Source organism: Tabrizicola sp. T46, assembly GCF_057219895.1.
On record NZ_JBXVVV010000001.1, the window covers coordinates 1,377,451 to 1,391,030 of the forward strand.

At 65.4% G+C, this 13,580-nt stretch carries 15 protein-coding genes; 10 read left to right on the forward strand and 5 right to left on the reverse strand.

Features of this window, described 5'->3' with window-relative positions; translation table 11 throughout:
* Window position 1 precedes the first annotated feature (1 nt).
* From AC2D9V_RS06835 to uvrC, 3 genes are all read left to right on the forward strand, one after another.
* Window positions 2-187 carry a hypothetical protein gene (locus tag AC2D9V_RS06835; protein WP_484713276.1) on the forward strand — a complete coding sequence of 62 codons (186 nt, stop codon included), beginning with the start codon at window positions 2-4 and terminating at the stop codon, window positions 185-187.
* Window positions 184-957 carry an SDR family oxidoreductase gene (locus tag AC2D9V_RS06840; RefSeq protein ID WP_484713277.1) on the forward strand — a complete coding sequence of 258 codons (774 nt, stop codon included), beginning with the start codon at window positions 184-186 and terminating at the stop codon, window positions 955-957. The genes AC2D9V_RS06835 and AC2D9V_RS06840 overlap by 4 nt, the downstream gene beginning before the upstream one ends.
* Window positions 958-1,255: 298 nt before the next feature.
* Window positions 1,256-3,112 (forward strand): excinuclease ABC subunit UvrC, encoded by a 1,857-nt coding sequence (gene uvrC / locus AC2D9V_RS06845; protein WP_484713278.1) that lies wholly within the window; start codon window positions 1,256-1,258, stop codon window positions 3,110-3,112.
* Window positions 3,113-3,216: 104 nt separating this feature from the next.
* On the opposite strand, the gene AC2D9V_RS06850 is transcribed toward uvrC, so the two are convergent.
* Entirely contained in the window at window positions 3,217-3,915 is a 699-nt protein-coding gene (locus AC2D9V_RS06850) for a hypothetical protein (RefSeq protein WP_484713279.1), read from the reverse strand.
* A 491-nt stretch (window positions 3,916-4,406) separates the two neighbouring features.
* On the opposite strand from AC2D9V_RS06850, the gene pgsA reads away from it, so the two are divergent.
* From pgsA to AC2D9V_RS06865, 3 genes are read left to right on the forward strand one after another with little or no spacing between them, the layout of a single operon-like run.
* Window positions 4,407-5,072, forward strand: coding sequence for a CDP-diacylglycerol--glycerol-3-phosphate 3-phosphatidyltransferase (gene pgsA, locus AC2D9V_RS06855; protein WP_484713280.1), 666 nt, complete (start codon window positions 4,407-4,409; stop codon window positions 5,070-5,072).
* The gene (gene moaD, locus AC2D9V_RS06860) at window positions 5,069-5,317 is read left to right on the forward strand and encodes a molybdopterin converting factor subunit 1 (RefSeq protein ID WP_484713281.1); all 249 of its coding nucleotides are present in this window, start codon (window positions 5,069-5,071) and stop codon (window positions 5,315-5,317) included. Before pgsA ends, moaD begins: the two co-directional genes overlap by 4 nt.
* 5 nt (window positions 5,318-5,322) lie before the next feature.
* Window positions 5,323-5,760, forward strand: coding sequence for a molybdenum cofactor biosynthesis protein MoaE (locus tag AC2D9V_RS06865; protein ID WP_484713282.1), 438 nt, complete (start codon window positions 5,323-5,325; stop codon window positions 5,758-5,760).
* A 59-nt stretch (window positions 5,761-5,819) separates the two neighbouring features.
* Here AC2D9V_RS06865 and AC2D9V_RS06870 read toward each other — a convergent pair whose 3' ends face one another.
* Entirely contained in the window at window positions 5,820-6,824 is a 1,005-nt protein-coding gene (locus tag AC2D9V_RS06870; protein ID WP_484713283.1) for a P1 family peptidase, read from the reverse strand.
* Complete coding sequence (locus AC2D9V_RS06875; protein WP_484713284.1) at window positions 6,824-7,174, reverse strand: cupin domain-containing protein; 351 nt, start codon at window positions 7,172-7,174, stop codon at window positions 6,824-6,826. Before AC2D9V_RS06875 ends, AC2D9V_RS06870 begins: the two co-directional genes overlap by 1 nt.
* 65 nt (window positions 7,175-7,239) lie before the next feature.
* On the opposite strand from AC2D9V_RS06875, the gene AC2D9V_RS06880 reads away from it, so the two are divergent.
* Window positions 7,240-7,938 (forward strand): SDR family oxidoreductase, encoded by a 699-nt coding sequence (locus AC2D9V_RS06880; protein WP_484713285.1) that lies wholly within the window; start codon window positions 7,240-7,242, stop codon window positions 7,936-7,938.
* A gap of 75 nt (window positions 7,939-8,013) precedes the next feature.
* Here AC2D9V_RS06880 and AC2D9V_RS06885 read toward each other — a convergent pair whose 3' ends face one another.
* Window positions 8,014-8,358 (reverse strand): TFIIB-type zinc ribbon-containing protein, encoded by a 345-nt coding sequence (locus tag AC2D9V_RS06885; protein ID WP_484713421.1) that lies wholly within the window; start codon window positions 8,356-8,358, stop codon window positions 8,014-8,016.
* A 234-nt stretch (window positions 8,359-8,592) separates the two neighbouring features.
* Here AC2D9V_RS06885 and AC2D9V_RS06890 point away from each other — a divergent pair, with 234 nt between their 5' ends.
* The 3 genes from AC2D9V_RS06890 to AC2D9V_RS06900 all read left to right on the forward strand — a co-directional run bounded on the left by AC2D9V_RS06890 (window position 8,593) and on the right by AC2D9V_RS06900 (window position 13,113).
* Complete coding sequence (locus AC2D9V_RS06890) at window positions 8,593-9,801, forward strand: aminopeptidase P family protein (RefSeq protein ID WP_484713422.1); 1,209 nt, start codon at window positions 8,593-8,595, stop codon at window positions 9,799-9,801.
* An 82-nt stretch (window positions 9,802-9,883) separates the two neighbouring features.
* On the forward strand, window positions 9,884-12,049 hold the full coding sequence (locus AC2D9V_RS06895) for an esterase-like activity of phytase family protein (RefSeq protein ID WP_484713286.1): 2,166 nt from the start codon (window positions 9,884-9,886) through the stop codon (window positions 12,047-12,049).
* 167 nt (window positions 12,050-12,216) lie between these two features.
* Entirely contained in the window at window positions 12,217-13,113 is an 897-nt protein-coding gene (locus tag AC2D9V_RS06900; RefSeq protein ID WP_484713287.1) for a L,D-transpeptidase, read from the forward strand.
* On the opposite strand, the gene AC2D9V_RS06905 is transcribed toward AC2D9V_RS06900, so the two are convergent.
* Window positions 13,103-13,444 (reverse strand): cupin domain-containing protein, encoded by a 342-nt coding sequence (locus AC2D9V_RS06905; protein ID WP_484713288.1) that lies wholly within the window; start codon window positions 13,442-13,444, stop codon window positions 13,103-13,105. The two genes, AC2D9V_RS06900 and AC2D9V_RS06905, sit on opposite strands and share 11 nt — an antisense overlap.
* Between the last annotated feature and the right edge of the window lie 136 nt (window positions 13,445-13,580).

Sequence of the window (13,580 nt, forward strand, 5' to 3'; positions counted from 1 at the left end):
CATGCTTCTGAAGACCATCATCGTCTTCCTCGGTGCGATGGTGCTGATCGCCCTCATCGGCCGCGCACTCTTCCCGGGCGCGATGCCCAAGGTGCTGCGAAAGAAGGCATCCCCCCCTGTCTGCGCCAAATGCGGGCGCTACCTGATCGGTCGTTCGACATGCGACTGCGGGGGCAAGCGGAAATGACGGCACTGGTGACCGGGGCAGGCAAGCGGCTGGGGCGCGCCATGGCGCTTTACCTAGCGCAGAGGGGCCACGACGTCGCGGTCCACTACGCCTCTTCCACTGATGAGGCCGAGGGTGTGGTGGCCGAGATCCGCGCCATGGGCCGCCGCGCCCAGGCCTTCCGCGCCGACCTTCTGGTCGAGGCCGAGACGCAGGCCCTGATCCCCGCCGTCACCGCGGCAATGGGCCCGCTCACCGTCCTCGTCAACAGTGCCTCGATCTTCGAATACGACCGGATCGACACTTCCACCCGTGAGAGCTGGGACCGCCACATCGAATCCAACCTCCGCGCGCCTTACGTCCTGACCCAGGCCTTTGCCCGTCAATGCCCCCCGGCCCTGACCGACGAAGCCGGAGAGCCCCTCGCCCAGGGCCTTGTCGTCAACATGATCGACCAGCGCATCCTGAAGCTGACCCCCGAATTCTCGACCTACACCATCGCCAAGATGGGCCTCTGGGCGCTGACCCGCACCGCCGCCCAGGGGCTGGCCCCCCATGTCCGCGTCAACGCGATCGGACCTGGCCCCACCCTTCAGGGCGCGCGCCAGTCAGCCCAGCACTTCGCCCGCCAGCGCGCAGCCACGGTCCTCGGCCGCGGCGCAGGACCTTCCGACATCACCGCCGCGCTTGGGTTCTTCCTCGACAGCCCCGCCGTGACGGGCCAGTTCCTCGCCATCGACGGCGGCCAGCACCTGGCCTGGCAGACGCCCGATGTCCTCGGCGTGGAATAGCCCTGGTGCGTCGCTCTCTTGAAGTTGTCCACTTCCGGCATCCCCGTCACGAACCCGTCATAAAACATCTGCAATTTCAGGGATTTGCCGCGGTCAAGAGAATCTTTCTTTTGAATTCAATAGGTTGATAAATCGCCCAAATTTTGTGCAACCTCACGAAACTGGCAGGATTCCACGGAAATTCTGCCTTCCCGAAATCTTCTCCGCAGAGTTATCCCCAGAAACCGTGGACAGCTTTCCCCTTGCCTCCGTCCTCACTTCGGTGCAGCCCTGACCAAGAATCGACCGATCGACACCCATGGACGAAAAACCCCGCACCGGACATGAGGTGATCCAGGATTACCTCCGCACGCTGGACGGCTCGCCCGGCGTCTACCGGATGCTGAACGCGGCGTCCGAGGTGCTCTATGTCGGCAAGGCGCGGAACCTGAAGGCCCGCGTTTCCAATTATGCGCGTCCTTCGGGACATTCCGGTCGTATCGCCCGGATGATCCACGAAACGGCATCAATGATGTTCCTGACCACGCGGACGGAACTCGAGGCGCTGCTGCTTGAACAGAACCTCATCAAGCAGCTGAAGCCGCGCTACAACGTCCTTCTGCGTGACGACAAGTCCTTCCCGAACATCCTGATCTCGGCCGAACACCCCTTCCCGCAGATCAAGAAGCACCGCGGCAAGAAGTCGGAAAAGGGCGCCTACTTCGGCCCCTTCGCCTCTGCCGGCGCGGTCAACCGCACGCTCAACCAGCTCCAGAAGGTCTTTCTTCTGCGGAACTGCTCGGATGCGATGTTCGACAGCCGCACCCGCCCCTGCCTGCAATACCAGATCAAGCGCTGCTCGGCCCCCTGCGTCGGCAAGATCAGTGCCGAAGGCTACGCGGGCCTTGTCGATGACGCCAAGCGTTTCCTCGAAGGCAAGACAACCTCGGTCCAGGCCGACCTCGCCCGTGACATGGCCGCCGCCTCCGAAGCGATGGAGTTCGAACGCGCCGCCGCCCTTCGCGACCGGATCAAGGCCCTGACCCAGGTCCAGCAAAGCCAGGGCATCAACCCGCAGGGCGTGACCGAGGCTGACATCGTCGCCCTCCACCTCGAACATGGCCAGGCCTGCGTGCAGGTCTTCTTCATCCGCGCCAACCAAAGCTGGGGCAACCGCGACTTCTACCCCAAGACCGGCGCCGGGGCGGAAGAGCCCGAGATCATGGAGGCCTTCCTCACCCAGTTCTACGACGACAAGGACCCGCCCCGCCTGATCCTCCTGTCGCACCCCGTCGACAACCCCGACCTGGTGACCGAGGCGCTCTCCGCCCGCGCCGGCCGAAAGGTCGAACTGACAGTCCCCCAGCGCGGCGAAAAGGCCGAGCTGGTGGAAAACGCGGTCCGGAACGCCCGCGAAAGCCTCGCCCGCCGCATGGCCGAGGCGACCACGCAGAACAAGCTCCTCACCGGCCTCGCCGAGGCCTTCGACCTCGACGCTCCGCCCAAACGGATCGAGGTCTACGACAACTCGCACATCCAGGGCACCAACGCCGTCGGCGGCATGATCGTCGCCGGGCCCGAAGGCTTCTTGAAATCGCAATACCGCAAGTTCAACATCCGCACCGCAGCCGGGGCCAACTCCGACGACTTCGGCATGATGAAGGAAGTCCTGACCCGCCGGTTCGAGCGCCTCCTGAAGGAAGACCCCGACCGCAAGACCGACATGTGGCCCGACCTCCTCCTGATCGACGGAGGGGCAGGGCAGGTCTCAGCCGTGGCCGAGATCATGTCCGAACTGGGGGTGGAGGACATCGCGATGGTCGGCGTCGCCAAGGGCATCGACCGCGACGCCGGGAAAGAGGAATTCCACCGCCCCGGCGAACGCCCCTTCGCGCTCCAACGGAACGACCCCGTCCTCTACTTCATCCAGCGCCTCCGCGACGAGGCCCACCGCTGGGCCATCGGCGCCCACCGGGCGAAGAGGGCGAAGGCCGTGAGCCTGACCCCCCTCGACGACATCCCCGGCATCGGAGCCACCCGCAAACGCGCCCTCCTCCAGCATTTCGGGTCAGCCAAGGCCGTGGCCCGGGCGGGGGTCGAAGACCTGCAAGCCGTCGACGGCATTTCCCAGGCCATGGCCAAAACCATCGCGGATTACTTCTCGGCGAAGGGGTGACCCGTAGGTCGGGGTTTACCCCGACCCCCCGCACCTGTCATCCCCGCGAAGGCGGGGATCCATGCGTTTGGCCTGTGAGCCCCGCTTTCGCGGGAGTGACAAGATCACTCGCACTCCCCAATTCGAAAATCTCCGGGCGAAATGTTTCGAAACAGGGCATTCACTCCAAAGTACTTCGGATGGTCGTTCAATGAACCTGCGGTTCGGTTCTTGCACCACCACTCCAACACCCCCTCAACCTGCCCCTCCGTCACCGCCTCCCGCGTGATTTCCAGCGTCACCGTCTTCAACCGCACCCCCTCGCCAAACACCGCCGCAAGGTCCTCCGGGTTTACCCGTCGCACCGTCTCGGGCCTGGTGATGTCATCAAACGTCACCAGCATCGGCCATGCTTCAGGCGGCATCAGAACCGGCGTGTCGTAAGGCTGCGCCCGCAGCTTCATCATTGCCGCTCCATAGCTCGGCCTGCTGTCAACCCCAACTGCTGAGCCAAGATCATAGGCCGGATAGACCCAATGACTGGCGTCACGCTTCTCTTCACCGGACCCACTCAAGAGCGCAAACAGGAATTTCCCGGGCGCGACTTCGACAACCACCGCCTCGCCCTGAACCTTCGACCGCACCCCTCGCGCCTCCGGCAGAACAAGCGACCCGCTCGTCTCCGTCTTGGTGACCCGCGTCACCGCCGCCCCTCGCACTTCGCCCTGCGGCGTTTCGATCACCAGCGTCAGCCGCTGGTTCCAGCTTGTGGTCCATCCGCCGAAACACCCCCGGAGCGACAGGAACGCGACCAGCGCAATCACCCCGACAACCCAAACCGCCCTCATCCCGCTCCACCCGTCCGAAAGGTCACCGCCTTACGCTACCACACCGCATACACGCGCATGCGCCAAAACCTCTCCCCATTTCATGTCCCCAAATATCCCCGCCGGAGCACCCAACGCCCACCCCAGGCGCTCCTCCCACAAACCCAGCACACCAGAAGCCCCAAGCGCCCCCCTCCTCCTCCGTGGGGAGGGGCCGGGGGTGGGGGGCACCCGGCCTCCACCGATTCGCCCGCATGGTTAACGCCCCCGAACCCCACCGCGCGTAGAGACGGAAGGAAGACGCGGGAAAGACGGAAAGAAGACACCCGACTACCCAACAACCCCTTGTTCCAACACACCGATCTCCCGCGCACCCCGGCGTTGCACCGATTTTTCCGTCATCGACCCCATTCTCCATCCGGAACCCGCCGGTCCGCCCCCGACGATCCCCCTTCCGCCGCACCGCCCCATCGTCTACCAATTCCCCCATGCAGTGGAACCTTCCGAACACCCTCACCGTCCTCCGCCTCTTTGCGGCCCCCGGCGTGGCGGTCATGTTCCTCTACTTCCACCGCCCCTGGGCCGACTGGTTCGCGCTGGCCCTCTTCGTCAGCGCGGCGCTGACCGACTGGTTCGACGGCTACCTCGCAAGGCTTTGGAAACAAGAGTCAAAATTCGGCGCGATGATGGACCCGATCGCCGACAAGGCGATGGTCGTGATCGCGCTCATGGTCATCACCGGCTACAACGGGATGAACCCTTGGCTGATCCTGCCCGCTACGATCATCCTGTTCCGCGAGGTCTTCGTTTCCGGCCTGCGGGAATTCCTTGGGGCAAAGGCTGGTCTTCTCAAGGTCACTAAGCTCGCGAAATGGAAGACGACCGCGCAAATGATTGCGATCGCAGTGCTTTTCCTTGGCACCGGGCTTGATTACCTGAACGCCCTCGCCCTTGAAGGCATGACCCCCGAACAGCACCAGGCCGCCGTCGCAGCGGGCCAGGCCGAAGCGATCCGCACCTGCGGCAACCGCGACTGCGCCTCTTACGCGAACCTTGTGGGGATCGGCTTGTTGTGGGTGGCGGCGCTTTTGACGCTGATCACCGGCTGGGAGTACTTCTCGAAATCGCTCCCCTACTTAAGGGACGAGAAATGATCGACGTCCTATATTTCGCCTGGGTCCGCGAACGGATCGGCCTGCCGAAGGAACGGCTGGAGACGAAGGCTGCGACGGTGGCGGAGCTGGTGGATGAACTGCGTGCGCGGGAAGAACGCTATGCAGCCGCTTTCGCCGATGTTTCCTCGCTCCGGGTGGCGCTCGATCAGGAACTGACCGGCTTCGACGCGCCACTGAAAGGCGTCCGCGAGGTGGCCTTCTTCCCGCCGATGACCGGGGGCTGACCCCGATGCGGGTCCTCGTCCAGCCCGCCCCCTTCGACCTCGGGGCCGAGGTCGCGGCCTTCACTGCCGGGGTGGCCGGGGCCGGGGCGGTGGTGACCTTCACCGGGATCGTGCGGCCGGATGGCGGGCTGACGGGGATGGAGATCGAGCATTACCCGGGCATGACCGAAAAGGCGATCCGGGGCATCGTGGAAGAGGCTGTCACCCGCTGGACACTGGCCGACGCGCTCGTGATCCACCGCTACGGGCCCCTGAAACCGGGGGAGGCGATCATGATGGTCGCCACCGCCGCCCCCCACCGGGGGGACGCCTTTGCGGCGGCGGAGTTCCTGATGGACTACCTCAAATCCCGCGCGCCGTTCTGGAAGAAGGAAAGCCGGGATGGGGGTGAAACCTGGGTGGCGGCGAAGGAAGCGGACGAGGACGCCCTGAAACGCTGGTAGGTGACCACAGTGGTCAACTTCTGAAAAATCATATTTTTCAATGATTTGTCTGCGGGCGTTTACCGTTTCTTAATCCCTGGCCCGAAGCGCGACTGCCAGCTTGGCTGAAGGTCCCCGGGCATCGCCTGCGCCTGAAAAACCGCCCGTGCGATGGCGCGGGCAAGGCAGGTCGCGGCGGCGTGTCCGATCTGAAAGGCGTCGGTCAGCGGGTCCTGCAAGGTCCGCGCCCCGGTCGCGACACCGAACACGAGATCACCGTCCAGCGGCGTATGCGACGGCACCAGCGCCCGGGCCATGCCGTCATGCGCCGCCACCGCCATGCGCTGGGCCTGCGGTTTGGTCAGCGCCGCATCGGTCGCGACGATGGCGATGGTCGTCGCCTCGCCCATGCGCTTGCGTGGCAGCGGTGCGTCCTGCGGGACCATTGGTGCAGGCCCGAGGCCGCCGAACTCGGACTCTTCCTCCCATGGGGCGGCCCAGAAATGGGGCGTCCCGCCCACGGTGGCGGAGCCGAGCGCGTTGACGGCAACCAAGGCGCCCACGGTGATGCCCGAGGGCAGGACGGCCGAGGCCGAGCCAAGGCCACCCTTCAGCGTGCCCGTCAGCGCGCCGAACCCCGCCCCGGCGGTGCCGAGGGCAAAGTCCGGTCCTGCGCTTTCGAGCGCGGCACGGCCAAGGGCCGGATAGGGGCTTTCGTCCCAGGCTTTCTCTCCGCCGTTCAGGAGGTCGAAGAGGATCGCCCCCGGCACGATCGGGACCCGTACCGGGCCGACCGGGAAACCCCGGCCCATGGCGCGGAGGCCCGCCATCACCCCGGTTCCGGCATCAAGGCCGAAGGCCGAGCCGCCGGAGAGGAAGAGGGCGTCCACCTCCTGCACCAGCTTGTCCGGGGCGAGGAGGTCCGTCTCGCGGGTCCCGGGCGCGCCGCCCATCACATGGACGGCGGCGGTGAAGGGGCTGTCTGCGGTCAGGACGGTGACGCCGGAGCGCAAGGCACCGTCATCCGCGTTCCCGACCCGCAGGCCCGTGACATCGGTGATGAGGTTCAGCGGTCCGGGGCGCATCAGATGCGGACCTTGGTGGCCGCGGTGGCCGGGTCCCCCGTGTTTGGGGTGCCCGCGGGCTCGATCAGGAGGACATGGGTTTCCACCGTGGCGCGCGGTCGGTGTTGCACGCCTTTCGGGACGACGAAGACCTCGCCCGGTCCGAGCACCACCGCGCCGTCGGGAAGGTCGATGGTGAGCTCGCCCTGCAGGACAAGGAAGAAGTCATCGGTCTCGGGGTGGTCATGCCAAACGAACTCCCCCAACACCTTGACGACCATGAGGTCATGGCCGTTGAAGGAACCGACGATCCGGGGCGACCAGTGCTGGGTAAAGGTCGAGAGCTTCTGGCTGAGGTTTATCGGCGTCATCGGCTTTCCTTGCGGTATTGGGAGCATGATGCGAGTTTCGCTGAACTGGCTGGAAAGGAAAAGCGATGCAGAAGGTGGCAGTCATCACGGCTGGTGGCTCCGGCATGGGCGCGGGCGTGGCGCGGAAGCTGGCGGCCGAGGGCTATGCGGTGGGCATCCTCTCCTCGTCCGGCAAGGGTCAGGCGCTGGCCGAGGCTTTGGGCGGCGTGGGCGTGACCGGGTCGAACCAGTCCAACGACGACGTGCAGCAGCTGGTCGATGCGGTGATGGTGAAGTGGGGGCGGATCGACGTTCTGGTGAACTCCGCCGGCCACGGCCCGCGCGCGCCGCTGATCGAGATCACGGATGAAGGCTGGCACCAGGGAATCGACATCTACTTCCTCTCCGCCGTCCGCCCGATCCGTGCGGTGACGCCGATCATGGAAGCGCAAGGCGGGGGCGCGATCGTGAACATCACCACCTTCGCCACCTTCGAGCCTGACCCGGCATTCCCGACCAGCGGCGTCGCACGGGCGGGGCTCGCGGCCTTCGTCAAGCTTTACGCCGACGCCTATGCGTCGAAGGGGATCCGGATCAACAACGTACTGCCGGGCTTCATCGACAGCCTGCCGGAGAAAGAGGCCTTCCGCGCCCGCATCCCGATGGGGCGCTATGGCAGGGTCGAGGAGATTGCGGCGACGGTCGCCTTCCTTGTCTCGGACGGCGCGGGCTACATCACCGGGCAGAACCTGCGGGTGGATGGGGGGATCACCCGGTCGGTCTGACGGGCTGCTCGTCGTGCGACTTCGTCTTCTCCTCGCGGCAAGGCGACGAGCGACGAAGCCGACGAGGAGCGGGGGTCAGAAGTCGAAGATATCCTTCAGGAAGCTTTCCTTCCGCTTCTTCTTGTAGCCGTACTTGTAATCGTCGTTGTCATCGTCGCGGTAGCGGCGGCGGTCATCCTCGCGGTAGCCCTGCGGGGCGCGGGGTTCCGGCTGATAGACCGGGGCGGCGTGCTGCTGCGGCGGGGGCGGGGGAGCAACGGGTGCGGCGGCAGGCGCGGGGGCACTGCCCATCGAGCGTTCGATGATCTTGTCCAACTCGCCCCGGTCCAGCCAGACGCCGCGGCATTTAGGGCAATAGTCGATCTCGACCCCGCCACGATCGGCCATCACAAGGGTTTCGTTGTCCACCGGGCAGCGCATCGCAGTCTCCATCTTTCAGGTCCCGCGTTACATGGGGTCGCAAATGCGGCCTGCAAGGGTCGCAAAGACACTTGCGCGAATTGTCGCGAGACCTCAAAGAAAGGGTGAGCCGTGGCGATGGCGTCGCCGCAGGGGTTCCCCCGCCGCTTGCAGGCCAGAGGCTTGCGTCCGTCCTGTACGCCGGGACCTTTCGGGGTCCCATAGCGCACCCCGTGACGGAGGTCTGACATGTCCCTGAACCGCCCCGAGATGTACCGCTTTCACAATGGCGGCAAGAAAGACACCTTGCCCTTTGCCGATCAGGAGTATCACGACCGGCTGGCCGGCCTTCGCGACATCATGGAGATGCATCAGCTTGATGCCGTGGTGCTGACGAGCATGCACAACGTGGCCTATTACTCGGGCTTCCTCTATTGCAGTTTCGGGCGGCCTTACGCCTGCGTTGTGACGCATGCCGAATGTGTCACGATCAGCGCCGGGATCGATGCGGGCCAGCCGTGGCGGCGCAGTATCGGCGACAACATCACCTACACCGACTGGGCGCGCGACAACATGTGGCGGGCGGTGGCCTCGGTCGTAGGGGCGGGGAAGGCCGTGGGCTGCGAGGCCGACCATCTGACGATGGAGCGGGCCGAGAAGTTCAACACCTTCCTGAAGCCCAAGCGGGGGGTGGATATCGCCCCGGCCACGATGCAGCAGCGGATGCGGAAATCGGCGGCGGAGATCGCACTGATCAAGCATGGCGCGAACGTCGCCGACGTGGGCGGCTATGCGATCCGTGAGGCGATCAAGGTCGGTGCGACGGAGCTTGAGATCTCCATCGCCGGGCGGGATGCGATGGAGCGCGAGATCGCGAAGCGCTTCCCGGATGCCGAGTATCGCGACACCTGGGTCTGGTTCCAGTCCGGCATCAACACCGACGGCGCGCATAACCCGGTGACCAACCGCAAGCTCAAGCACGGGGATATCCTGTCGCTCAACTGCTTCCCGATGATCAGCGGCTACTACACCGCGCTGGAGCGGACGCTCTTCGTGGGCGAGGTGGATGATGCCAGCATGAAGGTCTGGCAGACCAACATCGACAGCCATGAATACGGGATGAAACTGCTTAAGCCCGGGGCAAGCTGTGCCGAGATCACCATGAAGATCAACGAGTTCCTGGCCGAGCGGCAGATGCTGCAATACCGGACCTTCGGCTATGGCCATTCCTTCGGCATCCTCAGCCACTACTACGGCCGCGAGGCCGCGCTGGAGCTGCGAGAGGATATCGACACGGTGCTGGAACCGGGGATGGTGATCAGCATGGAACCGATGCTGACGATCCCGGAAGGGATGCCGGGGGCGGGAGGCTACCGCGAGCATGACATCTTCGTCGTCACCGACGATGAGCCGGAGGACATCACGCATTACCCCTACGGCCCGGCGTTCAACGTGGTGGCGTAACCGAACTGTCATGATCTCGTCATCGGGATGAAATCGAAGGCAGCCACTCGGGGCGAGACTTTTCAGCGAAAGGACCGCCCCGATGATGCCTTCCAGACTCTGCCTGACTTCGGCCCTTGCCCTTGCCACCGCGCTGCCCGCGAGCGCGGAGATGGTGTTCAATCGCGTGTCGCCCTTCGCGACGCCCTCGAACATGGCGGCGGGCGAGGACACGGCGCGCGAGACGAGTGCCGAGATCATCTCGGCAAGCGAGGACGGCAATACGCTGGTCTACACCGACAGCCCGCTTGGCGTGATCGGGCTGGTCGACATCACCGACCCCAGGGCGCCGAAGCCGCTGGGCAACATTGAAGTGGGCGGCGAGCCGACGACGGCGGTCTATGTCGGCAACCTGATCTTCGCCGGGGTGAACACCTCGGAAAGCTTTACCGCACCCTCGGGCAAGCTGGTGACGGTCGATCCGGCGACGAAGGCGGTGGTCGCGGAATGTGACATCGGCGGGCAGCCGGATGCGGTGGCCAAGGCGCCGGACGGGTCGTTCCTGGCGATCGCCATCGAGAACGAGCGCGATGAGGATGTGAACGACGGCGCGATCCCGCAGATGCCGGCGGGCTTCGTCGTCAAGCTGCCGATCGTGGATGGTGCGGTCGACTGCGGCGGGCTGCAGCGGATCGAGCTGACCGGGCTGGCGGCGGTGGCGGGGGATGACCCCGAGCCGGAATTCCTCGACATCAACGCAGCGGGCGAGATCGTCGTGACGCTGCAGGAGAACAACCATATCGCGGTGATCGGTGCCGATGGGGCTGTCAGCAGCCACTTCAGCGCCGGTGAGGTCGCGCTGACCGGCATCGACACCAAGCGTGACGGCCGGATGGATTTCACCGGCGAGAAGACTGCGCTGCGCGAGCCGGATGCGGTGAAATGGGTCGACGCGGACCATTTCGTGGTGGCGAACGAGGGCGACTACGAAGGCGGGTCGCGCGGGTTCACCATGTTCAAGCGCGACGGGACGGTCGTGTTCGAAAGCGGCGCGAGCCTTGAGCGCGAGATGGTGGCGATGGGGCATTACCCGGACCACCGCAGCTCCAAGGGCGTGGAACTGGAATCGGTCGAGGTCGCATCCTTCGACGGCGTGCCGCACCTCTTCGTTGCCTCGGAACGCGCCTCGCTGGTCGCGGTCTATGACCTGACGAACCCGGCTGCCCCGGTGCTGAAGCAGATCCTGCCATCGGGCATCAGCCCGGAAGGCATGGTGGCGATCCCGGCGCGGAACCTGTTCGCGACGGCGAACGAGGTGGACCTGCGCGGTGATGGCCTCGCCCCCGCGCATGTCATGGTCTACGAGCGTGCCGAGGGCACCCCGGCCTATCCGATGATCACCAGCGCCGGGAGCGACCCGCTGATCGGCTGGGCGGCGCTGTCGGGCCTGACGGCCGGGCCGGAAGGCACGCTTTATGCCGTCAGCGACTCGGTCCTCTCTGCGGCACCGACGATCTACACCATCGACACCACGCAGGCCCCGGCGAAGATCACGGCGGCGCTGACGGTGACGCGCGGCGGAGATGCCGCGCAGAAGCTGGACCTTGAAGGCATCGTCGGCGATGGCGAAGGCGGGTTCTGGCTGGCCAGCGAAGGCCGAAGCGACCGGCTGGTCCCGCATGCGATCCTTCACGTCGACGCCGAGGGCGCGATCGTGAAGGAGATCCCGCTGCCCGAGGCGCTTCTCGACAACGAAATCCGCTTCGGCTTCGAAGGCATCACCAAGGTTGGCGATGTGCTCTGGCTGGCCGTCCAGCGCGAATGGCAGGACGATCCGGCCGGGATGGTGAAGCTTCTGGCCTACAATACGGCGGAAGAGACCTGGGGCGCGGTGCATTACCCGCTGGACGCCGCCTCGGGGGCCGAAGGGGCCTGGGTCGGCCTGTCCGAGATCACGGCGCATGGCGACCACCTCTACCTCATCGAGCGCGACAACCAGATCGCCGGCAATGCCGCAGTCAAGAAACTGAACCGCGTGGCCCTGTCCGGCCTTCAACCGGCGGAACTTGGCGGTGCCCTTCCGGTCGTGACCAAGGAACTGGTGCGTGACCTTCTGCCGGACCTCGGCGTCACTGGCGGCTTCGCGGCCGAGAAGATCGAGGGCTTTGCCGTCGATGCTGCCGGGACCGGCTGGCTGGTCACCGACAATGACGGGACCAACGACAGCAGCGGCGAGACCCTCTTCTGGTCGATCGGCGCGGTGAACTGAGGCTTGGACCTGACATAAGCGAACATCTGCCCCGGAATCGGACCTGAATCGGGTTCCGGGGCAACTTTGCCCGCGAAGATTCGGATTTTCCTTGAACTTTTCGCTTGACGCGACTCGGGGCGCGTGGCCGAAGCTTGGCAAAGCTGCCCTAACCTTGAGTCTGCCAAGTGTCGTATTCCCTTGCCCGGATCGTTGCGGTCCTTGCCCTTCCTTTGCTTGCCGCCTGTGGCGGGTCGCCCACGACCAAGGAGCCTCCGGTGGTGCCGGGCTATGAAGGCATCCAGGACGGCGAGTTCTTCATCCAGCCGGTGCCGGCCCAGTATCTTTACGACGGCAACCGGCGAGAGGTCGTGGCCTACGCGGGGGACGAGGCGCCCGGGACAATCGTCGTCGATACCCACACGCGGAAGCTTTACCTTGTGGAAGAGGGCGGGATGGCCACGCGTTATCCCATTGCCGTCGGCCGTGAGGGGCTGTCGTTCCGCGGTTCGGGCGTGATCGGGCGCAAGGCGGAATGGCCCTACTGGCAGCCGACCGCAAACATGGTCCGCACCCGGCCCGACCTTTACGCGGCCTATGCCGCCGGTCTTCCCGGTGGTCTTGAGAACCCCCTGGGCGCGCGGGCGCTGTATCTCTACCGGGGCGGCAAGGATTCGATGTTCCGCATCCACGGCACCGCCGATTCCGCATCCATCGGCCACGCGACCAGCGCAGGCTGCATCCGCCTGTTCAACCAGGACATCATCGATCTTTACAACCGCGTGCCGAACGGCACCCGCGTGAAAGTTCGGACCGAGGCAGAAAGCCTGGCGCTGGAAGGCCCGCAGATGAGCGATGCCTTTGGTCGCATCGTTCCGGCAACGCCCGAGAACATCGCGCAGAAGGAAAAGGACCTGATCGCGATCGAGAAACAGGCCGAGAAGGATCGTGCCGCCGCCGAGAAGGCCGAGACCAAGCGCCTTGCCGCCTGCGAACGCCGCGGGATCGAGCCGGACGATTGCCCGCGTCCCGAACTTCCCGCCTCGGTCGTGACGGTGGGGACGTCGGAGACGTCTACGTTCTGATCACGTAGTCCTTGAGGGTGGTCTCGACCGCCTCCCAGACTCCGGTAAAGCCGGGCCGCAGGATCAGGCTGTCACCCGCGTGGAGTTGGGTGACGCTGCCGTCATCGCCGGTCAGGATCGAATAGCCGCTGAGGATACGGAGGTATTCCCATTCCGAATAGCTGACGCGCCACTTTCCGGGGGTGCTCTGCCAGAGGCCGGCATAAAGGCCGTCGGTCTCTTCCAGGCTCCAGGTCGTGTGGACCGGGTCGCCACTGATGACCTTGGCGGCGTCGGGGCGGGTGACTTCCGGCTGGGTGCCGATGCGGGTGACGCGCTGGATCAGGCTCATGGGTCGCTCCTTCGTTGCGGCAGAGGAAAGGCCAGACGGCGGGAAGGGTCAACCCCGGCCGGGCGGCATGGGCGGGCAACTGCGCTGCGCTGCGGCGCAAAGCTGTTGCGACGGCTTGGCGCTTGTGCCCATATGT